This window comes from Streptomyces sp. NPDC033174 (genome assembly GCF_055577795.1).
The window spans coordinates 473,532-493,957 of sequence record NZ_JBVIPQ010000002.1; the positions used below are offsets into that span (position 1 = coordinate 473,532).

A 20,426-nucleotide genomic window follows, 5' to 3' on the forward strand; every position below is an offset into this window, starting at 1 on the left:
GGCCGAAGCGGCGTGTCATCGAGCGGATGCCCGTTTGATCTGGAGAATGTCCAGCCTTTTGAGTGGCTAGCCCTCGGAGGACTTGCCACTCGAACGTGTAACCCCCGCCGAAACGCCCGCCTTGACTCCGTCCTTCGTACCCGTGGACGGCGCCTCGAAAGACTCCAACGCCTCAAGAACATCCTGGACACGGGAGATCTCGGCATTGATGTCCTCCCGCCGACGCACCAGGACCTCCAGTTCCCGCTTTCCTTCGGAGATCATCTGCTCCGCCTCGTGCTCGGCGTCGGCCTTGATCTTCTCCGCCTCACGGACCAGCGTGGCCTTCTTCTGCTCGGCCTCCTTGAGCAGCCCCTCGGCCTTCTTCACCGCGGCGATCCGGACCTTGCTCGCCTCCGAATTGGCGTCGGCCAGCAGCTCCTTGGCCTTCGCCGCGGCCCGTGCCTCCTGCTCGGTCGCCGCGGTCACCAGCTTGTCGACCCGCTCGCCGGCCGTCCTCATCTGCTCGGCGCTCTCCCGGCGGGCCCGGTCGTGCAGCTCCTCGATCTCCGCCTCGGTACGCGCCCGCAGCTCCTCGGTGCGCTCCCTTATGGCCGTCGCGTCGCTGCGCGCCCCGACCAGCAGTTCATCGGCGTCCGTACGGGCCTTCTCCACCAGGGAGTTGCCCTCGACGGTCGCCTCGGCGACGATCCGCTCGGCCTCCTTGCGGGCGGCGCCCACCATCGTGTCCGCCTGCGCCTCGGCCTCGGTGGTGGCGCGCAGCGCCTCCTCCTGGGCCTTCGCGATGAGCTGGTCCGCCTGCTCGGCCGCGTCCGCACGGCGCTTGGCCGCCGACTCGCGCGCCTCGTCGAGGATCCGGTCCGCCTCCGAGCGGGCCTCCGCGCGCATCTGTTCGGCCGCGGCCTCCGCCTCGGCCCGCACACGCTCGGACTCCGCACGGATCCGCTCCGCCGCCTGCTGCGCCGAACCGACCGTCTCGGCGGCCTCGGCCCGCAGCCGCTCCGCCTCGCCCGACGCCTCGCGCAGCCGCCGCTCGGCCTGCTCGGTCGCCTCGGTCGTGATCCGCTCGGCCTCGCTCGTCGCCTCGCCGATCAGCTGGTCCGCCTGCGCCGCCGCGTCGGCCCGCCGCTTGTCGGCGGCCTTCCGCGCCTCGTCCAGCACCTGCTCGCCGTCGGTCCGGGCCGCCGCGCGCAGCCGCTCGGCCTCCGCCTCGGCCTCCGTCCTGATCCGCTCGGACTCCGTACGGGTCCGCTCCGCGTCCTGCTCGGCCAGCGACAGCAGCTCGGTCGCCTCGGTCGTGATCCGCTCGGCCTCGCTCGTCGCCTCGCCGACCAGCCGGTCCGCCTGCGAAGCCGCCTCGGAACGGATCCGGTTGGCGTCGTCGCGGGCCCCCGCACGGGTGCGGGACGCGTCCTGCTCGGCCGACGCCAGCGCGTCCGTGGCCTCGGTCCGGACCCGCTGCGCGTATTCGGCCGTGTCCGAACGGAGCTTGTCCGCCTCGGTGATGGCCTCCGAGACGGTCCGGTCGGCGAGCGCCCTGGCGGCCTCCGACTCCTCCTGGGCGCGGGTGCGGACCCGGTTCGCGTCCTCGGCGGCCCGCTCCCGCTCCTCGTACGCGTCGGCGCGGACCCGGTCCGCCTCCTCCTGCGCCTCGGTGCGGGTCCGCTCGGCGGAATGCTCGGCCGCCGAACGCAGCCCGGCGATCTCCTCCTCGGCCTGCTCCTGGAGACCGGCGACCGAGTCCCGTACCTGCTGGGCCGTCTGCTCGGCGGCGGACACCATCTCGGTGGCACGCCGGTCGGCCTCCTCCACCAGCCGGTGCGCCTCGGTCTGCGCCTCGTCCACGCGCTTGCGCGCGGAGGCGAGCAGCTCCTCGCTCTGCTCGCGCGCCCGCTCACGCTCCTCGTTCGCCTCGGCGCGCGCGGAGTTCAGCGTCTCCTCGGCCTCGCGGCGGCGGCGGTTCGCCTCCTCCTGGGCGGCGGCGAGCGCCTCGGCCGCCTCTGCGCCGACCCGCTCGGCCGCGGCGGCCGCCTCGGCCCGCAGACGGTCCGCGGTGTCCTGTGCCTCGGTCTTGAGCCGCTCCGCCTCGGTGGCGGCGTCGGTGCGCAGCCGTACGGCCACCGACTCGGCCTCCGCGCGGGCGGCCGACGCGTCGGCCGCCGCCTCGGTGCGCAGCCGCTCGGCCTCCTGCTCGGCCTGGGCCTGCAGCGTACGGATCCGCTCGGCGGCCTCGGTGCGCAGCCGCTCGGTCTCCTCGGCGGCCTCGCGGCGCATCCGCTCGCCCTCGGCACGGGCGTCGGTGAGTTCCTGTCCGGCGGTGGTGAGGCGCATCTCGGCCTCGGAGTGCAGCCGGCTCAGCTCGGCGGCCGCCTCGGCGTGCCGGGCCTCGGCGGCCCGCTCGGCGTCGGCGCGGGTCTCGGCCGCTGCCTGGTCGGCCGCCGCCTTCACCGAGTCCGCCTGCTCCTCGGCCTCGGCACGCAGCCGGTCCGCCTCGGCGCGGGAGCGCTCCAGGGTCTCCTCGGCCTGCTTGCGCAGGGCGGCGGCCCGCTCGGCCGCTTCGCCCCGGATCCGCTCGCTCTCCGCGCTCGCGCCGGAGCGCAGCTCGTCCGCGTCGGTCCGCGCCTTGGTCAGCAGCTCTTCGGCGGTCCTGGCCGCCTCCTCGATCTGCTGGACGGCCTCGCGCCGGGCCTCGCCCCGGATCCGCTCGCCCTCGGCGATCGCCTCCGCCCGCAGCTGCTCGGCCTCGCCGCGCAGCCGGCGCGCCTCCTCCTGCAGCTCGACCGTCTTGGCGCGGTACTCCTTGGTGTCGTCCTTGGCCGCGCCCTTGAGCTGGTCCGCCTGCTCCTCGGCCTGCGACCGCAGCCGCTCCGCCTCCGCCTCGGCCTCGCGGCGGATCCGCTCGGCCTCCTCGGACGCCTTGCGGGTGGTCTCCTGGGCGTTCGCGGACGCCTTGGTGAGGACCTCCTCGGCGGTCCGGGCGGCCTTGGCCAGCTGCGCCGCCGAGTCCTCGGCCACCGCCGTGCGGGCCTTCTCGGCGGCCTCCGCCACCAGCTTCTCGGCCTCGGCGCGGGCGTCGGCGAGCGCCTGCTCGGCCTCCGCCTTCAGCGTCTCGGAGTCCTTGGTGGCCTCGGCGACGAGCCGGGCGATCTCCGCCTTGGCCGTACGGGTCCGCTGTTCGTTGACGGACTCGGCGGAGGTGAGCTGCCGGGCGGCGGTCTCCTTGGCCTCGTTGAGGGTCTTCTCGGCCTCGGCGCGCGCCTCGCGCAGCCGCTCCTCGGCCTCCTGCATCCGCTGCTCGGCGGCCCGGCCGAGCTCGGCGGCCTGCCGGCGCGCCTGGTCGGACTCGGCGGTGGTGGCGGAGCGCAGCTGCTCGGCGTGGCTGGTGGCCTCCTGGGCCTGGGTGGACGCGGCGTTGAGCAGCCGCTCGGCGTCCTTGCGGGCGCGCAGCAGGGTCGCCTCGGCCTCGGCGCGGGCGGACTCCGCCTCGGCGGCGAGCCGCCGACGGGCCTCCTCGGCGAGCCGGGTGGCCTCGGCGCGGGCGGCGGCCAGGGACTGCTCGGCCTCGGCGCGGGACTCCTCGAGGAGCCGGCGGGCCTGGGACTCCGTACGGGCCCGCAGCTGCTCCGCCCAGGCCACGTTCTCGTTGACGTGGGCCTCGACCGTCTGCCGGCGCTCGGCCAGCTCCTGGTCGAGGCGCTGGCGCCGCTGCACGGCCTCGGTGTGCAGCTCGGCCTGGAGCCTCGCCTGGTGCTCCGCGTGCTCCTGGAGGATGCGCTGGGTCTGGGCGCGGGCCTCGCGCAGCTCGCGCTCGGCGTCCGAGCGCAGCTGGTCGGCCTGGATCTGGGCGTTACGGAGCAGCTGCTCGGCCTGGTAACCGATGTCGGCGCTGTCGTAGGCGGGCCGGGATGCGATCGTGCGGCGCGCCTCGTGGAGCTTGGCGCGCAATACCTCGACCTGGTAACCGAGGTCCTCGGCGTGCTGGACGGCCTTCTCCCGCTCGGTCTTCAGCCGGTCCATCTCGGCTTCGAACCGCGAGAGGTGGTCGTCGTCAGCTCGGTGGCTCTCCTGGCGTTCGTAGCCCCGCACTGCGCGGTCCCATCCGTCCCCTGGTCGCAACTCTCTCCAAACGAGCACCGTTCCCCGGCGAACGGCCCCCCGGGGAATGGTGTCAGATCAAAGACGACACCGCGGCACGGCCCCGATCCGGCCCCGGCCCGGAGCCGCCACTCTACCGGGCCGGGAATCCGGGGGTCAGTGCTCGGCTGAGGAGGGGTCGGCGGACGGCTTCGCCGAGGTGACGAGTTCGGTGAGGACCCCGTGGCAGTCCTTGGGGTGCAGGAACGTGATGCGGGACCCCATGGAGCCGATGCGCGGCTCGTCGTACAGAACCCGTACGCCCTTTTCACGGATGTCCTGGGCGTCGCCGTCCACGTCGGCGGTGCCGAAGGCGATGTGGTGGACCCCCTCACCGTTCTTGGCCAGCCACTTCCCGACCGCGGAGTCCTCGCGGGTGGGTTCGAGGAGCTGGAGGTAGGAGGCGCCCCCGTCGGAGGTGTCATTGATCTTGAGCATGGCCTCGCGGACGCCCTGCTCCTCGTTGATCTCGGAGTGGAACACCTCGAAGCCGTACGTCGCACGGTAGAACTCGACAGTCTTGTCGAGGTCGAAACAGGCGATCCCGATGTGGTCGATTCGCGTCAGCATGGCACCTAGTGCAGCGCCCCGGCGGTGGTTACGCAACGTGCGCGCGATCACACTGACTGGCCGGTGACCGGACCAGTACCGCTCAGTACATTGAGGTAAACCCTCGTTCACTCCTCATCTCCAAGGGGCTGTGCCTCATGTCTGGAACGACCGGTACCACTTCAGTGATCGTCGCGGGCGCTCGCACGCCCATGGGCCGTCTCCTCGGCTCCCTCAAGTCCTTCTCGGGCGCCGACCTCGGCGGATTCGCCATCAAGGCCGCCCTGGACCGCGCCGGGATCGGCGGCGACCAGGTGCAGTACGTGATCATGGGCCAGGTGCTGCAGGCCGGTGCGGGCCAGATCCCGGCCCGTCAGGCCGCGGTCAAGGGCGGCATTCCGATGAACGTCCCCGCGCTGACCATCAACAAGGTCTGTCTGTCCGGCCTGGACGCCATCGCGCTGGCCGACCAGCTGATCCGCGCCGGTGAGTTCGACATCGTGGTCGCGGGCGGCCAGGAGTCGATGACCAACGCGCCGCACCTGCTGCCGAAGTCCCGCGAGGGCTACAAGTACGGCGCGATCGAGATGATCGACGCGATGGCGTACGACGGTCTGACCGACTCCTTCGAGAACGTCGCCATGGGCGAGTCGACCGAGAAGCACAACACCCGCCTCGGCATCGCCCGCCCCGAGCAGGACGAGATCGCCGCGCTGTCGCACCAGCGCGCCGCCGCCGCGCAGAAGAACGGCATCTTCGAGGCGGAGATCACCCCGGTCGAGATCCCGCAGCGCAAGGGCGAGCCGGTCGTCTTCTCCAAGGACGAGGGCATCCGCGGCGAGACGACCGTCGAGTCGCTCGGCAAGCTGCGCCCCGCGTTCGCCAAGGACGGCACGATCACGGCCGGCACCTCCTCGCAGATCTCCGACGGCGCCGCGGCCGTCGTCGTGATGAGCAAGGCGAAGGCCGAGGAGCTCGGTCTGGAGTGGATCGCCGAGATCGGCGCCCACGGCAATGTCGCCGGCCCGGACAACTCGCTCCAGTCGCAGCCGTCCAACGCCATCCAGCACGCCCTCAAGAAGGAGGGCCTGTCCGTCGACGACCTCGACCTCATCGAGATCAACGAGGCCTTCGCCGCGGTCGCCGTGCAGTCAATGAAGGACCTCGGGGTCTCCCCGGAAAAGGTGAATGTGAACGGTGGCGCGATCGCGCTCGGTCACCCCATCGGCATGTCCGGCGCGCGCGTGGTTCTCCACCTGGCGCTGGAGCTGAAGCGCCGCGGAGGCGGCGTGGGCGCGGCCGCGCTGTGCGGCGGCGGCGGCCAGGGCGACGCCCTGATCGTGCGCGTCCCGGGTAAGTAAGTCTCGAGGAACGGAGCAGCACGATGGTGGACGTCCCCCAGCTGGTCGCCCAGGCGCGGGAGGGCCGGCCGCGGGCCGTGGCCCGGCTGATCTCACTCGTGGAGGGGGCGTCCCCGCAGCTGCGCGAGGTGATGGCGGCGCTGGCGCCGCTGACCGGCGGGGCGTACGTGGTCGGTCTGACCGGCTCGCCGGGTGTCGGCAAGTCGACGTCGACCTCGGCGCTCGTCTCGGCGTACCGGCGGGCCGGGAAGCGGGTCGGCGTCCTGGCCGTCGACCCGTCGTCGCCCTTCAGCGGCGGCGCGCTGCTCGGTGACCGGGTCCGGATGTCGGAGCACGCCTCCGACCCGGGGGTCTACATCCGCTCGATGGCCACCCGAGGGCACCTGGGCGGTCTCGCCTGGTCCGCGCCGCAGGCGATCCGCGTCCTCGACGCGGCCGGCTGCGACGTGATCCTCGTCGAGACGGTCGGAGTGGGGCAGTCGGAGGTGGAGATCGCCTCCCAGGCGGACACCTCCGTGGTGCTGCTCGCCCCGGGCATGGGCGACGGGATCCAGGCGGCCAAGGCGGGCATCCTGGAGATCGGCGACGTGTACGTGGTGAACAAGGCCGACCGGGACGGCGCCGACGCGACCGCCCGCGAGCTGAACCACATGCTGGGCCTGGGCGAGGCCAGGGGCCCGGGCGACTGGCGCCCGCCGATCGTGAAGACGGTCGCGGCGCGCGGCGAGGGCATCGACGAGGTGGTCGAGGCGCTCGAGAAGCACCGGGCGTGGATGGAGGAGCACGGGGTCCTCGCGGAGCGCCGCCGGGCGCGCTCGGCGCGCGAGGTGGAGACCATCGCGGTGACGGCGCTGCGCGAACGCATCGGGGACCTGCACGGTGACCGGCGTCTGGACGCGCTGGCGGAGCGGATCGTGGCGGGACAGCTCGATCCCTACGCGGCGGCGGACGAACTGGTGGCCGCGATCACGGCGTAGCCCGTTCCCGGGGCACCCGTCCCTCGGGGCGGGTGCCCACGACCGGGGACGGCGAAGGTCAGGGCTTGCCCCGGCGGCCCCGGAGCTTCTCCGCCACCGGGGTGAGTGACTCGCGTAGATCCGCGAGAGCCTCGGGCGTCATCAGGTCGATGAAGTGCTTGCGTACGGAGTCGACGTGGTGCGGCGCGACCTTCCGCATCGTCTCCATGCCCTGCTCCGTGAGCACGGCGTACAGCCCGCGCCGGTCCGACTCGCAGTTCTCGCGGCGGACCAGGCCGGCCTTCTCCATGCGGGTGATCTGGTGCGAGAGGCGGCTCTTGGACTGAAGCGTCGCCGCCGCGAGGTCACTCATCCGCAGGCGTCGCTCGGCCGACTCCGAGAGGTTCACCAGGATCTCGTAGTCGTTGTTGGTCAGGCCGAACGGCTGGAGGTCCCTCTCCATCTGGTACGTCAGCATCCTGTTGACGTCCAGGTAGGTGCGCCAGGCGCACTGCTCGGCGTCGCTCAGCCAGTGGGTGGCGGTGTCGGTCTCCATATGTGGATTCTACCTAAGAAGTTGAATACTGGACGAAGTCGGGGAGTGTGACGCCGGCGTCAGCGAGCCCAACAAGGGCGCAGACGTTCGAGAGCGTCACACTCCGCAGACTACCGCTCACAGGCCGAAGCGACGCTGGAGGTCTCCGAGCTGTCCGGGAAGGCGCGGTACCGAGCCCGGCTGACCATGGCCGGAACCCGCCCCGCCGCCTGGAACGCCCGGCTCGTGCGGCACGGCGCCCGTCGGCTGCTCGGCCATCAGGGTCTCCGTCGACTGGAGCAGTACCGTGCCCGCCCCCACGAACTCGAACTGGTGCTCCTCGCCGGAGACACCGCCCAGGCCCGTCAGTGCCCGTACCCCGCCCATCACGCCGGCCATGTAGCCGTGGTCGTAGTGGTGGCACGGCGACGGGCAGTCGGCCCAGCCCACCAGCGCCTGGGGGTCGACCCGCAGCGGCGGCTCCATGAAGACCACCGGACCGTTCGACGCGGCCACGAACTTGCCCGTACCGATCAGCGTCACGAACCCCGGGACGATCGACTGCTTCAGCGCCAGTGACGGCTGGTAGGCCAGCAGATTGCCCGACCGGATCGTCAGATTGCCCTCGTCCAGGTCGTACGAGTTCACGTCGAAGGCGCGGTCCGCGAGCAGCATCTTGCCGCTGCCCTCCGCCACCACCCAGTCGCTCGCGTGCAGCGGCGAGTGGAAGCTCGTCCGCAGCAGCCCCTCGAAGCGGCCGTGGCCGATGCCGTTGAAGTCGATCCGCCCGTAGTAGGCGATCATCTTCCCCTTCTGCAGGAACCACTGGGAGCCCTTGAGCTCCACGCAGAAGGTGTACGCGTTGACGTTGTCGTCGCTCGGCAGCGTCATCGGGTCCAGGATCACGGGGCCCGCCCCGCCGTACGCGCTCACAGCTTCTCCTCCGACGCCTGGACGTAGACCACACCATTGCCGCTCAGCTCCAGCTGGAACGCCTCGCCCGAGCCCCGGCCCACCATGTCGCGCCAGCCGAGCGCGGTGGAGAGCTTGTTGCGCACGTCGCCGTGGTGGGCAACGTAGGCCTGCGGGTCCACATGGACGTCCCGGCCCGGCGCGACGGGCAGTTCGATCACGCCGCCGTGCGCCATCACCGCGACCGCGCCATGGCCCTTGAGAGTCGTGGTGAACAGGCCCTGGCCGGTGACCTGGCCGCGCACCATCCCCATGACGCCGCCCTGGGAGCCCATGAACATCGTCCCCTGCTCCAGGGTGCCGTCGAAGGCCAGCAGCCGGTCGGCCTCGACGTACAGGGTGTCGCCGGTCAGCTGGATGACCTGGATGTGGTGGCCGCCGTGACCGAACATCACCGTGCCACTGCCCTCGACGGTCATCAGCGGCGTCGCCTCGCCGGCCACCCGGCGGCCGATCATCGACATCACGCCGCCCTGGCCCCCCGCGATGTTCGGCGTGAAAGTGACGTCCCCCCGGTACGCGAGCATCGCGCCACGCTGGCTGAACATCCGCTGACCGGGGACCACCGTGGCCTCGACCATCTTCGAATTGATCTCTCGGAACGGCATGTCAGACGTCCCCTCCGACGGTGTTCCGCTCGCTGGGCTGTACGTAGACCAGGCCGTCGCCCTCGAACCGGATCTGGAACGCCTCGCCGCCGCCCTCGCCCATGAACGTGCGGAACGTCACACCGGACTGGAAGCTCTGCTGGAGGTTGCCCTGGTGGGCGATGTACGCGCCGGGGTCGACCGAGAGCGGGTACTGCGGGGTCACCCGGAGCACCACGGCGGGTCCGTCCGACATGATCGCCGCCTGCCCGCTGCCCTCGACGGTGGTGGTGAACAGACCGTTCCCGGTCGCACCACCGCGCAGCCCGGTGAAGCTGGTGCCGGTGCGCAGGCCGGCGTCGGTGCAGAGCAGATTGCTCGCCTCGACGTACAGCTTGTCGCCGCGCAGGGACACCAGATTGATCTCGGACGCACGGTCGGCGAAGTAGCACGTGCCCTGGCCGGTCACCTCCATCACGGTCATCTGCTCGCCGGTGAGCCGGCGGGTGACCATGCCGCGGATCCCCTCACCGCCGCCGGACATCTTCTTGAAGGCCATCCGGCCGTCGTACGCGACCATCGAGCCGTTCTTCGCCTTGACGGCGTCGCCGGTCATGTCGACGGCGAGCACTTTGCTGCCTTGGAGTCGAAACGTTGCCACGGGGTGACGTTACTGGGCGGGAAGCGGGCGCGAACAGAGACCCCGGGACGATCCGACCCCCGACCCGACCCTCATAAAGCTCCGGCAAAGACGGCTGCCACAATGGACGAACGCTTGTGCTTCCATTCACAAGATCACCGGCCCCTCCCCCCGAAGGTGAACCGTGGACATCAAGACCGCCTCCTCCCTCCACCGACTCCGGCTCGTCTCGGCCCCCGAGGCCGTGTCGTTCCTGCTGCTGCTGGTCTGCTCGGTGCTCAAGCGCACCACGGACTTCAACGCGGTCCCGGTGATGGGCGCCGTCCACGGCATCCTCTTCATCCTCTACGTGCTCTTCTGGCTGGACGCCTGGAACCGTACGAAGTGGCAGCTCTCCACCGCCGCCCTCTACTTCGTCCTCTCCGTCCTGCCCTTCGGCGGCTTCTTCGCCGAGCGCAGGCTCAAGCGCGCCGCCGAGGACGCGGTCATCGCCTCCCGCGCCCGCCGCGAGGGCACGGTGAACGCATGATCGTCGCCTTCTCCGTCACCCCGCTCGGCGTCGGCGAGGAGGTCGGCGAGTACGTGGCCGACGCCGTCCGGATCGTCCGCGAGTCCGGGCTGCCGAACCGCACCGACGCGATGTTCACCTCGATCGAGGGCGACTGGGACGAGGTCATGGACGTCGTCAAGCGCGCCGTCGCGGCGGTCGAGGCCCGGGCGCCGCGCGTCTCGCTGGTCCTCAAGGCGGACGTCAGGCCCGGCGTCACCGACGGGCTGACCAGCAAGGTCGAGACGGTGGAGCGGCACCTCTCGGCCTGAACGCACCCTTTCCCGCGAAAGCCCCCGGCCCACCCGGCCGGGGGCTTCGCCGTTCCCCGAAAGGGGCGTTCACCGGATCGGGCGTACCGGCCGTCACCGCATCGGCCCAACGGACAAAAAACGCCCGCTCGGACGACACCGGTCGCGACACGGTCCCCACTCCCTTTCCGTGGGGTGTATCGACCTCGCTCGACAGCTGGAGGCACCGTGGGGCCGGATGGCTACGACTACGACACCTACAGTCGTCTGGCCGGTCCGCTCACCGAGCCGGGGCGGACCGCCTACACCGTGCGCTACCGCAGTCTGCTCTCGCGCGAACCGCACCGAATACGCGCCGTCCTGCTGATGACCCTGGCGCCGGTGCTCTCGGGCGTGCTGCTCGTGTACCTGGTCTGGCCCACCCACTGGACCGTCCGCGAGGGCGGCGACCGGTGGCTGATCGGGTTCGACACCGTGATGCTCGTGTCCATCGGCCTGATCTGCCTCTTCATGCTGGTCAACGTCGCCTCCATCGCCCACGCCACGATGGCCGCCCGTGATCCGATACCCGTCGTCCCGCAGGCCGGGACCCGCGTCGCGTTCCTCACCACGTACGTCCCCGGCAAGGAACCGCTCTCCATGGTCCGCGCCACCCTGGAAGGCGCCACGCGCCTCAGGCACGACGGGCCGCTCGACATCTGGCTCCTCGACGAGGGCGACGACGAACAGGCCAGGGCCCTCTGCCGGGAGCTGGGCGTACGGCACTTCTCCCGCAGTGGTGTCCCCGCGTGGAACCGCGAGAAGGGCGTCCACAAGGCGCGCACCAAGCACGGCAACTACAACGCCTGGATCGCCATGCACGGGGACGACTACGACGTCTTCGCCTCCGTCGACACCGACCATGTGCCGCTGCCGAACTTCCTGGAGCGGATGCTCGGCTTCTTCCGCGATCCCGACATCGCCTTCGTCGTCGGCCCACAGGTCTACGGCAACTACACCTCGCCGGTCACCAAGGCCGCGGAGTCCCAGCAGTTCCTCTTCCACGCCCTGATCCAGCGGGCCGGAAACCGCTACCACGCGCCCATGTTCGTCGGCACCAACAACATCGTCCGGATCTCCGCCGTCAAGCAGATCGGCGGCCTGCGCGACTCGGTCACCGAGGACATGGCGACCGGTTTCGAACTGCACCGCCACAAGAACCCGAGGACCGGGCACTTCTGGCGCTCCGTCTACACCCCCGACGTCCTCGCGGTGGGCGAGGGGCCGGCCTCCTGGACCGACTTCTTCACCCAGCAGCTGCGGTGGTCCCGGGGGACGTACGAAACCCTCCTCAAGCAGTACTGGAAGGCCCCTTTCCGGATGCCGTCCGGCCGGCTGCTCAACTACACGCTGATGCTCGTCTACTACCCGATGACGGCCGTCAACTGGCTCCTCGGCGTCCTCAGCTGCGTCCTGTTCCTCTGGCTCGGCGCCTCCGGAACCCAGGGTTCGTCCTCGGTCTGGCTGATGCTCTACAGCGACGCCGCCGCCCTCCAGATCGGGCTCTACCTCTGGAACCGCCGCCACAACGTCTCGCCCCACGAGCCGGAGGGCTCCGGCGGCCTCGCCGGCATGGCGATGTCCGCCCTCTGCGCCCCCATCTACCTCAAGTCGCTCGCCTCGGCGGTGCTGCGCACCCGCGGCCGCTTCGTCGTCACTCCCAAGGGCGGGGAGGCCAGCCCCGACCGGGCGGCGACCTTCCGGATCCATCTGTACTGGGCCGTGGTCCTGGCCGGCTCGCTCGCCGCCTCCGTGCACTTCGGCCACACCCACGCGGCGATGCGCACCTGGGCCGTACTCGCCCTGGTCATCGCCCTCGCCCCGGTCGCCGTGTGGAGCTGGACGGTCGCCGTGGAGCGGCGGGAGCGGACCCGCCCGGCCGGGCTCGACCTCGCACCGGGCGAGGAGCCGGAGCCGGCGCTCGCCACGACGAGGGGAACGACAGGAGGGAGCTGAACCATGGCCGACCGGTCGTCGAAGAAGGTCAGGAAGACGCTTCTCGGCAGTGGAGCGGTGCTTCTCCTCGCCGCGCTCAACGCCCCCGCCGTCGTCACCTTCGCCGAGGAGCAGTACCACGCGTACAAGATCGCCCAGCCCGCCTACAAGGCGAAGTACGGCTCGTGGGCCCCCCTGGACGTGCCGGACGAGTACCGCGTCAACGCCATCCACGCGGCCCTGCTCCACACCGGCAAGGTGCTGCTGATCGCCGGCTCCGGCAACGACCAGAAGAAGTTCGACTCCGGCACCTTCGAGACCATCCTGTGGGATCCGCGGAAGAACACCTTCAAGAAGATCCCGACACCCGAGGACTTCTTCTGCGCCGGGCACGCCCAACTGCCCGACGGGCGGCTGCTGGTGGCCGGCGGAACCGCCCGCTATGAAGTCCTGGACGGCGAGGTCAAGCGGGCCGGCGGCGGTATGCGGGTCAAGAACGAGAGCCCGGACAAGGCGGTCACGCTCAGGAAGGGCACGGTCTTCCGGTCGCCGTCCGGTGTCGAGTACGTCTCCACGTCCGACGTCACGGTCCCCAGGGCCACGCGCGACTTCGAGATCTCGTACTTCAGGAGCGGCCAGATGAAGCCCTGGCGGACCAGGGTCACGGCGGCCGAGAGGCGGGTCTTCGTCGAGGCGGTGGAGGAGGGCGCCCGCGCCCTGACCACCGAGGCCGCGCAGTACGAGGTCGTCGGTCTCAAGGGCGAGGACGCGGACAACGTGTACGGGATCGCCCAGCGGATCACCACCGAGAAGCAGGACTTCCAGGGCATCAGGGCCGCGTACGAATTCGACCCGAAGGCCGAGAGGTACCTCCCGGTCGCCCCGATGAAGGACGCCCGCTGGTACCCCACCCTCGTCACCCTGCAGGACGGCAGGGTCCTGGCGGTCTCGGGCCTCAACGACGTGGGTGACGTCGTCCCCGGGGACAACGAGATCTACGACCCGAGGACCAAGGAGTGGTCCGAGGGACCCTTCCACTACTTCCCCACCTATCCGGCGCTGTTCCTCACCAAGGGCGGCAAGCTCTTCTACACCGGCTCCAACGCCGGCTACGGCCCGGCCACCAAGGGCAGGGTCCCGGGCCTGTGGGACCTGAGGAGGAACGTCTTCACCCCCGTCGGCGGACTCGCCGACCCCGACCAGCTGGAGACCTCGGCCTCCGTGATGCTGCCGCCGGCGCAGGCCCAGAAGCTGATGGTCCTCGGCGGCGGCGGGGTCGGCGAGTCCGAGAAGGCGACCGCCCGCACCGCGATCATCGACCTCGGCAAGGAGAGCCCCTCCTTCGCCGAAGGGCCCGCGCTCCCGCAGGGCACGCGCTATCTGAGCAGCGTGCTCATGCCGGACGACTCGGTGTTCACCACCGGCGGGTCCGCGCAGTACCGCGGCCGCAGCGGCAGCGACATCCTCAAGGCACAGTTCTACGACCCGAGGACCAACGCGTTCAGGGAGGCCGCCGAGCCGACCGTGGGCCGCGACTACCACTCGGAGGCGCTGCTGCTCCCCGACGGGCGGGTGGCGACCTTCGGCTCCGACCCGCTCTTCGACGACGTGGACAACACCAAGCTCGGGACGTTCGAGCAGCGCGTGGAGATCTTCACCCCGCCCGCTCTGCACCGGAACGGGGCGAGGCGGCCGGTGCTGGGCGAGGGGCCGCAGGAGCTCGACCAGAACGGCCGGGCCACCTTCCGTACGGCGCACGCGGACCGGATCACCAAGGCCCGGCTGATGCGGCCGAGCGCGGTCACCCACACCACGGACGTCGAGCAGCGCTCGATCGAGCTGGGTCTGACGAAGGGCAAGGACTCCGTCACGGTGACGGCCCCGCTGGACAGGACGCTGGTGCCGCCCGGCTGGTACATGCTCTTCGTCACCGACGCGGACGGCACCCCGTCCGAGGCGAAGTGGGTCGAGGTCGGCTGATCAGCTCTTGGCGCGACGGGCCAGACCCAGGGCGTAGTCCGGCCACCAGGTGCCGGCGGCCGGGCCGCCCCGGCAGGGGCCGTCCGACTCGCCGGGGCGCTTGATCCAGAGGTAGGCGTCGACCAGGGGGTCGCCGGTCCGGTCGGTCGGCGGGACGCCGAGGGCCCGGCCGGGCGGGTTGCACCAGGCCTCCTCCCGGTCGCCCGGCAGCGGGCCGTGGCCGTTGCGACTGGTGTCCACGGTGAAGTGCGCGCCGTCCAGCAGTGCGGACAGTTCGGCGCCGAAGCGACGCACGGCGTCATTGGTCTGGAAGTTGGAGACGTTGAGCGCGAAACCGTCGGCGTGGGCGATCCCGGCCCGCCGCAGCGGCTCGGCGATCTTGTCCGGGCTCTTGATCCACGCCGGGTTTCCGGCGTCGAGGTACACCTTGGTGCGCGGCTGCCGCTTCAATCGGTCGACGGCCTCGGAGAGCAGCCGGTAGCGCTCGTCGTGGTGCTGGGCGGGCGTGCAGCCGTCCACGAGGTGGGGCAGGGCGTCGGGCTCCAGGACCACGATGGCGGGAGCCCCGCCGATGGCGCCGGCGAAGGCGTCGATCCAGTCGCGGTAGGCCTGCCCGTCGTGCGCGCCGCCGGCGGAGTACAGGCCGCAGTCGCGGTGCGGGATGTTGTACGCGACGAGGACGACCGTGCGCCGGCCGGTGGTGGCGCCGTCGACGGCCTTCGTGATCCCCGGGACCGGATCGTGGCTGTCCGGCCATTCGGCGACCGGCCGCTCGGAGATGCGCCTGAGGACCTCGGCGTCCTTGGCCCGGCCCTGCGCCTCGTACGTCCGCACCTGCCGGGCCGCGTCGCTGTCGGGATCGACCCAGAACGGGGAACCGGCGGTGGGGGTGGCGGCCGCGGTCCGGGCGCCCGGCGGCCCCGAGGGGCTCGCACCCGGTTCCCCCGAGCCGCCGGAGGCGCAGCCCGCCAGCATCGCGGAGGCGAGGGCCAGAGCGGTGAGGACGGAGAAGGATCTGCGGCCGGACATCCAGCCCCCTCGGACGAATGCGGACAGGCTGGGTCATCGTGGCACAACGGCCGGTCGAGGCCGGTCTGCGACACCTGGACCGCCGCCCACCAGGCGTCCAGGGCCGGCCCGCACGCCCGTGGGACCGAAGAGCGAGACAGGGCTGACCACCATGTGACCAGTCGGTAAGGTCGTGCCGTGCCGAAACCGCTCAGTCTTCCCTTCGACCCCATCGCCCGTGCCGACGAACTCTGGCAGAACCGCTGGGGCCCGGTGCCGTCGATGGCCGCGATCACCTCGATCATGCGGGCGCACCAGATCCTGCTCGCCGAGGTCGACGCCGTGGTGAAGCCGTACGGACTGACCTTCGCGCGCTACGAGGCGCTGGTGCTGCTCACCTTCTCCAAGGCCGGCGAGCTGCCGATGTCCAAGATCGGCGAGCGGCTGATGGTCCACCCGACGTCGGTGACGAACACGGTGGACCGGCTGGTGAAGTCCGGTCTCGTCGACAAGCGGCCCAACCCCAACGACGGCCGCGGCACCCTCGCCTCCATCACGGAGAAGGGCCGCGAGGTGGTCGAGGCGGCGACCCGCGATCTGATGGAGATGGACTTCGGGCTCGGGGCGTACGACGCCGAGGAGTGCGCCGAGATCTTCGCGATGCTGCGGCCCCTGCGGGTGGCCGCCCGCGACTTCGAGGAGTCCTGACCCGCGCGAAGATCGCCCGGAACGTGCCGTTACGCTCGATGCCATGAAAAAGAGCGTGCTGACCCGCTACCGGGTCATGGCCCTGGTGACCGCCGTCATGCTGCTGGTGCTCTGCACCTGCATGGTCTTCAAGTACGGCTTCGGCAAGGGTGAGGACCTCACCTTCGTGGTCTCCCAGATCCACGGCGTGCTCTACATCATCTACCTGATCTTCGCCTTCGACCTGGGCTCCAAGGCGAAGTGGCCGTTCGGCAAGCTGCTCTGGGTGCTGGTCTCCGGGACCATCCCTACGGCCGCGTTCTTCGTCGAGCGCAAGGTCGCCCGCGAGGTCGAGCCGCTGATCACCGACGGGGCCCCGGCGCCCCTCAAGGCCTAGGACCGGCCCGGCGGATCCGCCGTACGGATGCGTACGGCGGTTGGCCATCGACATTTACTAGGACGTCCTAGTAAATTTGAAGGCATGGACGCTGACGCGATTGAGGAAGGCCGCCTTCGCTGGCAGGCCCGGTACGACAAAGCCCGCAAGCGCGACGCGGACTTCACCACGCTCTCCGGGGACCCGGTCGAGCCCGTCTACGGCCCCCGGCCGGGCGACACCTACGAGGGCTTCGAGCGGATCGGCTGGCCGGGGGAGTACCCCTTCACCCGGGGACTGCACGCCACCGGCTACCGCGGCCGGACCTGGACCATCCGGCAGTTCGCCGGCTTCGGCAACGCCGAGCAGACCAACGAGCGCTACAAGATGATCCTGGCGGCCGGCGGCGGCGGGCTCTCCGTCGCCTTCGACATGCCGACCCTGATGGGCCGCGACTCCGACGACCCGCGTTCGCTCGGCGAGGTCGGCCACTGCGGTGTCGCCATCGACTCCGCCGCCGACATGGAGGTCCTGTTCAAGGACATCCCGCTGGGTGACGTCACCACCTCCATGACGATCAGCGGGCCCGCCGTGCCCGTCTTCTGCATGTACCTGGTCGCCGCCGAGCGCCAGGGCGTGGACCCGGCGGTCCTCAACGGCACGCTCCAGACCGACATCTTCAAGGAGTACATCGCGCAGAAGGAATGGCTCTTCCAGCCCGAGCCCCATCTGCGCCTGATCGGCGACCTGATGGAGCACTGCGCGCAGGGCATCCCCGCGTACAAGCCCCTCTCGGTCTCCGGCTACCACATCCGCGAGGCCGGCGCGACGGCCGCGCAGGAGCTTGCGTACACGCTCGCCGACGGTTTCGGCTACGTCGAACTGGGCCTCTCCCGGGGCCTGGACGTGGACGTCTTCGCGCCCGGCCTGTCGTTCTTCTTCGACGCGCACCTCGACTTCTTCGAGGAGATCGCCAAGTTCCGCGCGGCACGCCGGATCTGGGCCCGCTGGATGAAGGAGGTGTACGGCGCGAAGACCGACAAGGCGCAGTGGCTGCGCTTCCACACCCAGACCGCCGGTGTCTCCCTCACCGCCCAGCAGCCGTACAACAACGTCGTACGGACGGCCGTCGAGGCGCTCGCCGCGGTGCTCGGCGGCACCAACTCGCTGCACACCAACGCCCTGGACGAGACCCTCGCGCTGCCGAGCGAGCAGGCCGCCGAGATCGCCCTGCGCACCCAGCAGGTGCTGATGGAGGAGACCGGCGTCGCCAACGTGGCCGACCCGCTGGGCGGTTCGTGGTTCATCGAGCAGCTCACCGACCGCATCGAGGCCGACGCCGAGAAGATCTTCGACCAGATCAAGGAGCGGGGCACCCGGGCGCACCCCGACGGCCGGCACCCGATCGGACCGATCACCTCGGGCATCCTGCGCGGGATCGAGGACGGCTGGTTCACCGGCGAGATCGCCGAGTCGGCCTTCCAGTACCAGAAGTCCCTGGAGAAGGGCGACAAGCGGGTCGTCGGCGTCAACGTCCACCACGGCTCGGTCACCGGCGACCTGGAGATCCTGCGGGTCAGCCACGAGGTGGAGCGCGAGCAGGTGCGGGTCCTGGCCGACCGCAAGGCCGGCCGTGACGACGCCGCCGTGCGCGGCGCCCTGGACGCGATGCTGGCGGCGGCCCGGGACGGCTCGAACATGATCGCGCCGATGCTGGAGGCCGTCCGCGCCGAGGCCACGCTCGGGGAGATCTGCGACGCCCTGCGCGACGAGTGGGGCACGTACACCGAGCCGCCCGGCTTCTAGCAGCGGCGGCGCGGGGCGGCGCGGGTCCGGGGCGCTCAGCCGCCGGCCGCCGCCCCCAGGCCGCCGATCAGCAGCGCGGTGAAGCGCCGGACCCACTCCTCGTCCACGGGTTCGGCGCTCACCAGCGCCCGGTGCACCACGGCCCCGGCGATCACGTCGAAGATCAGGTCGTCGGTGCCCTCCATCGCGCGCGGGTCCCGGTCCGCGGGCAGCTCGCCCCGCTCCTGGGCGCGCTGGCGACCCTCCAGAACCAGCCTCTTCTGCCGGTCCACGATGGACGTCCGGATCCGCATCCGCAGTGGCTCGTCGCGCGTGGACTCCGCCACCACCGCCATCAGAGCCGTCTTGGTCTCGGGCCGTTCCAGCAGCGCCGCGAACTGCAGCACCACGTTCTCGATGTCGGCCTGGAGACTGCCGAGATCGGGCAGTTCCAATTCGTCGAAGAGCACCGCGACCGCGTCCACGACCAGCTCGTTCTTGCTCGCCCACCGCCGGTAGAGCGTCGTCTTGGCGACCTTGGCGCGGGTCGCCACATCGCCCATGGTCAGCTTCGACCAGCCCAGTTCCACCAGCGCGTCACGGGTCGCCTCGAGGATCGCGGCATCGGCCTCGACACTGCGGGGGCGCCCGGTACGGCTGCGGGAAGTGGTGCGGCTACACATGACGGCGACCATACCGGCGAGTAGGTAATGCGCCAGCGTCCTCGCCGTGTGAGCCAGTTCACCCGCCGGTTGTCCCACCGCCCCGAGAAGATCCAGTTACGCTACGACTCGTAGCGAAAGGCTTGAGCGGCCCCAGCGACAACCACAGGCGCCAGGTGGGGACCCGGCGCCACAGCGAAGAGTGGCAAGAGGCTTACCGGTTACGCGCGCGGAAGGGGGAGGATGTACTCATGCAGCCTAGGAACATGTCCATGAGCGGCGTCGTCGACCTCGCCGCGGTGAAGGCGGCCGGAGAGGCCAAGGCCAAGGCGGAGCAGGCGCGCGCCGAAGCGGCCCGTCAGGGCGGCGGCACCGCGGCCGTGGCTCCCTCCGCCCTGGTGATCGATGTCGACGAGGCGGGCTTCGAGCGCGAGGTGCTCCAGCGCTCCACCGAGGTGCCGGTCGTCCTCGACTTCTGGGCCGAGTGGTGCGAGCCGTGCAAGCAGCTGAGCCCCCTTCTCGAGCGCCTCGCCGTCGAGTACAACGGCCGTTTCGTGCTCGCCAAGATCGACGTCGACGCAAACCAGATGTTGATGCAGCAGTTCGGGATCCAGGGGATTCCGGCCGTCTTCGCGGTGGTCGCCGGCCAGGCGCTGCCGCTCTTCCAGGGCGCGGCCCCGGAGGCCCAGATCCGTCAGACCCTGGACCAGCTGATCCAGGTCGGCGAGGAGCGCTTCGGACTCACCGGCATCGTGGTCGACCCGCAGGCCGACCCGTCCGCCCCCGCCCCCGTGCCCGTCGGCCCGTACGACGCGCTGCTCGAAGCGGCCGTCCAGGCGCTGGACGCCGGCGACCTCGGCGGCGCGATCCAGGCGTACAAGAACGTCCTCGGTGACGACCCGGGCAACCTGGAGGCCAAGCTCGGCCTCGCCCAGGCCGAGCTGCTCGCCCGGGTGCGGGACCTGGACCCGGCGCAGGTGCGCAAGGACGCCGCGGAGAACCCGGCGGACCCGGCGGCCCAGATCGCCGCGGCCGACCTGGACCTGGTGGGCGGACACGTCGAGGACGCCTTCGGACGGCTGATCGACGTCGTGCGGCGCACCGCGGGTGAGGACCGGGACAGGGCGCGTCTGCGCCTGCTCGAACTCTTCGAGGTCATCGGCTCCGACGACTCCCGGGTGACCGCCGCCCGGTCGGCGTTGGCGCGGGTGCTGTTCTGACCCCCTGAACACCCCGTACGCCACCGATTTGGCGACCCAGTGACAAAACGCGGCCGCGTTTTACCAAAACTTGGTAATCGCGGCCGCTGTTACTCGTAGTAAATCAAACCCGTATTTCTGTCCGGTTTTCACCGGCAATCTTCCTCTATGTCGTGCACCCGGGTGGCACCCTGTGTGGCCGGTCGACATCACCCCGTCGTGG

At 70.9% G+C, this 20,426-nt stretch carries 18 protein-coding genes; 10 read left to right on the forward strand and 8 right to left on the reverse strand.

Features of this window, described 5'->3' with window-relative positions:
• Positions 1–66 precede the first annotated feature (66 nt).
• Both scy and mce read right to left on the reverse strand, forming a co-directional pair.
• Entirely contained in the window at positions 67–4,086 is a 4,020-nt protein-coding gene (gene scy / locus ACZ5VC_RS08485; RefSeq protein ID WP_469119319.1) for a polarized growth protein Scy, read from the reverse strand.
• Between the two features lie 165 nt (positions 4,087–4,251).
• Complete coding sequence (gene mce / locus ACZ5VC_RS08490) at positions 4,252–4,704, reverse strand: methylmalonyl-CoA epimerase (RefSeq protein ID WP_469119320.1); 453 nt, start codon at positions 4,702–4,704, stop codon at positions 4,252–4,254.
• Between the two features lie 137 nt (positions 4,705–4,841).
• Here mce and ACZ5VC_RS08495 point away from each other — a divergent pair, with 137 nt between their 5' ends.
• Both ACZ5VC_RS08495 and meaB read left to right on the forward strand, forming a co-directional pair.
• Complete coding sequence (locus tag ACZ5VC_RS08495; RefSeq protein WP_468706945.1) at positions 4,842–6,044, forward strand: acetyl-CoA C-acetyltransferase; 1,203 nt, start codon at positions 4,842–4,844, stop codon at positions 6,042–6,044.
• A gap of 23 nt (positions 6,045–6,067) precedes the next feature.
• Positions 6,068–7,021 carry a methylmalonyl Co-A mutase-associated GTPase MeaB gene (gene meaB / locus ACZ5VC_RS08500; RefSeq protein ID WP_468706943.1) on the forward strand — a complete coding sequence of 318 codons (954 nt, stop codon included), beginning with the start codon at positions 6,068–6,070 and terminating at the stop codon, positions 7,019–7,021.
• Positions 7,022–7,079: 58 nt separating this feature from the next.
• On the opposite strand, the gene ACZ5VC_RS08505 is transcribed toward meaB, so the two are convergent.
• From ACZ5VC_RS08505 to ACZ5VC_RS08520, 4 genes are all read right to left on the reverse strand, one after another.
• Positions 7,080–7,556: a MarR family winged helix-turn-helix transcriptional regulator gene (locus tag ACZ5VC_RS08505; protein ID WP_469119321.1), complete on the reverse strand. Its 477-nt coding sequence runs from the start codon at positions 7,554–7,556 to the stop codon at positions 7,080–7,082.
• Between the two features lie 117 nt (positions 7,557–7,673).
• Positions 7,674–8,426 carry an AIM24 family protein gene (locus ACZ5VC_RS08510; RefSeq protein WP_469119592.1) on the reverse strand — a complete coding sequence of 251 codons (753 nt, stop codon included), beginning with the start codon at positions 8,424–8,426 and terminating at the stop codon, positions 7,674–7,676.
• A gap of 38 nt (positions 8,427–8,464) precedes the next feature.
• Positions 8,465–9,115, reverse strand: coding sequence for an AIM24 family protein (locus ACZ5VC_RS08515; protein ID WP_469119322.1), 651 nt, complete (start codon positions 9,113–9,115; stop codon positions 8,465–8,467).
• A 1-nt stretch (position 9,116) separates the two neighbouring features.
• Positions 9,117–9,755 (reverse strand): AIM24 family protein, encoded by a 639-nt coding sequence (locus tag ACZ5VC_RS08520; RefSeq protein WP_469119323.1) that lies wholly within the window; start codon positions 9,753–9,755, stop codon positions 9,117–9,119.
• Between the two features lie 163 nt (positions 9,756–9,918).
• Here ACZ5VC_RS08520 and ACZ5VC_RS08525 point away from each other — a divergent pair, with 163 nt between their 5' ends.
• From ACZ5VC_RS08525 to glxA, 4 genes are all read left to right on the forward strand, one after another.
• Positions 9,919–10,263 (forward strand): DUF3817 domain-containing protein, encoded by a 345-nt coding sequence (locus ACZ5VC_RS08525; protein WP_469119324.1) that lies wholly within the window; start codon positions 9,919–9,921, stop codon positions 10,261–10,263.
• Positions 10,260–10,553 carry an MTH1187 family thiamine-binding protein gene (locus ACZ5VC_RS08530; RefSeq protein WP_469119325.1) on the forward strand — a complete coding sequence of 98 codons (294 nt, stop codon included), beginning with the start codon at positions 10,260–10,262 and terminating at the stop codon, positions 10,551–10,553. Before ACZ5VC_RS08525 ends, ACZ5VC_RS08530 begins: the two co-directional genes overlap by 4 nt.
• A 207-nt stretch (positions 10,554–10,760) precedes the next feature.
• Positions 10,761–12,527, forward strand: coding sequence for a glycosyltransferase family 2 protein (locus ACZ5VC_RS08535; protein WP_469119326.1), 1,767 nt, complete (start codon positions 10,761–10,763; stop codon positions 12,525–12,527).
• A gap of 3 nt (positions 12,528–12,530) precedes the next feature.
• Positions 12,531–14,486: a radical copper oxidase GlxA gene (gene glxA / locus ACZ5VC_RS08540; protein ID WP_469119327.1), complete on the forward strand. Its 1,956-nt coding sequence runs from the start codon at positions 12,531–12,533 to the stop codon at positions 14,484–14,486.
• Here the strand turns inward: glxA and ACZ5VC_RS08545 are convergent, their stop codons facing one another.
• Positions 14,487–15,515: a glycoside hydrolase family 6 protein gene (locus ACZ5VC_RS08545; protein WP_469119328.1), complete on the reverse strand. Its 1,029-nt coding sequence runs from the start codon at positions 15,513–15,515 to the stop codon at positions 14,487–14,489.
• A 177-nt stretch (positions 15,516–15,692) separates the two neighbouring features.
• Here ACZ5VC_RS08545 and ACZ5VC_RS08550 point away from each other — a divergent pair, with 177 nt between their 5' ends.
• The 3 genes from ACZ5VC_RS08550 to ACZ5VC_RS08560 all read left to right on the forward strand — a co-directional run bounded on the left by ACZ5VC_RS08550 (position 15,693) and on the right by ACZ5VC_RS08560 (position 18,363).
• Positions 15,693–16,202 (forward strand): MarR family winged helix-turn-helix transcriptional regulator, encoded by a 510-nt coding sequence (locus tag ACZ5VC_RS08550; RefSeq protein WP_469119329.1) that lies wholly within the window; start codon positions 15,693–15,695, stop codon positions 16,200–16,202.
• A gap of 43 nt (positions 16,203–16,245) precedes the next feature.
• Entirely contained in the window at positions 16,246–16,578 is a 333-nt protein-coding gene (locus ACZ5VC_RS08555; RefSeq protein ID WP_469119330.1) for a DUF3817 domain-containing protein, read from the forward strand.
• Between the two features lie 84 nt (positions 16,579–16,662).
• Entirely contained in the window at positions 16,663–18,363 is a 1,701-nt protein-coding gene (locus ACZ5VC_RS08560) for an acyl-CoA mutase large subunit family protein (RefSeq protein WP_469119331.1), read from the forward strand.
• A gap of 35 nt (positions 18,364–18,398) precedes the next feature.
• Here the strand turns inward: ACZ5VC_RS08560 and ACZ5VC_RS08565 are convergent, their stop codons facing one another.
• Positions 18,399–19,025, reverse strand: a complete 627-nt coding sequence (locus ACZ5VC_RS08565) for a TetR/AcrR family transcriptional regulator (protein ID WP_469119332.1) — start codon at positions 19,023–19,025, stop codon at positions 18,399–18,401.
• Between the two features lie 230 nt (positions 19,026–19,255).
• Between ACZ5VC_RS08565 and ACZ5VC_RS08570 the strand changes: the two genes are divergently transcribed.
• Positions 19,256–20,224, forward strand: coding sequence for a tetratricopeptide repeat protein (locus tag ACZ5VC_RS08570; protein WP_469119333.1), 969 nt, complete (start codon positions 19,256–19,258; stop codon positions 20,222–20,224).
• The last annotated feature ends 202 nt before the right edge of the window (positions 20,225–20,426 follow it).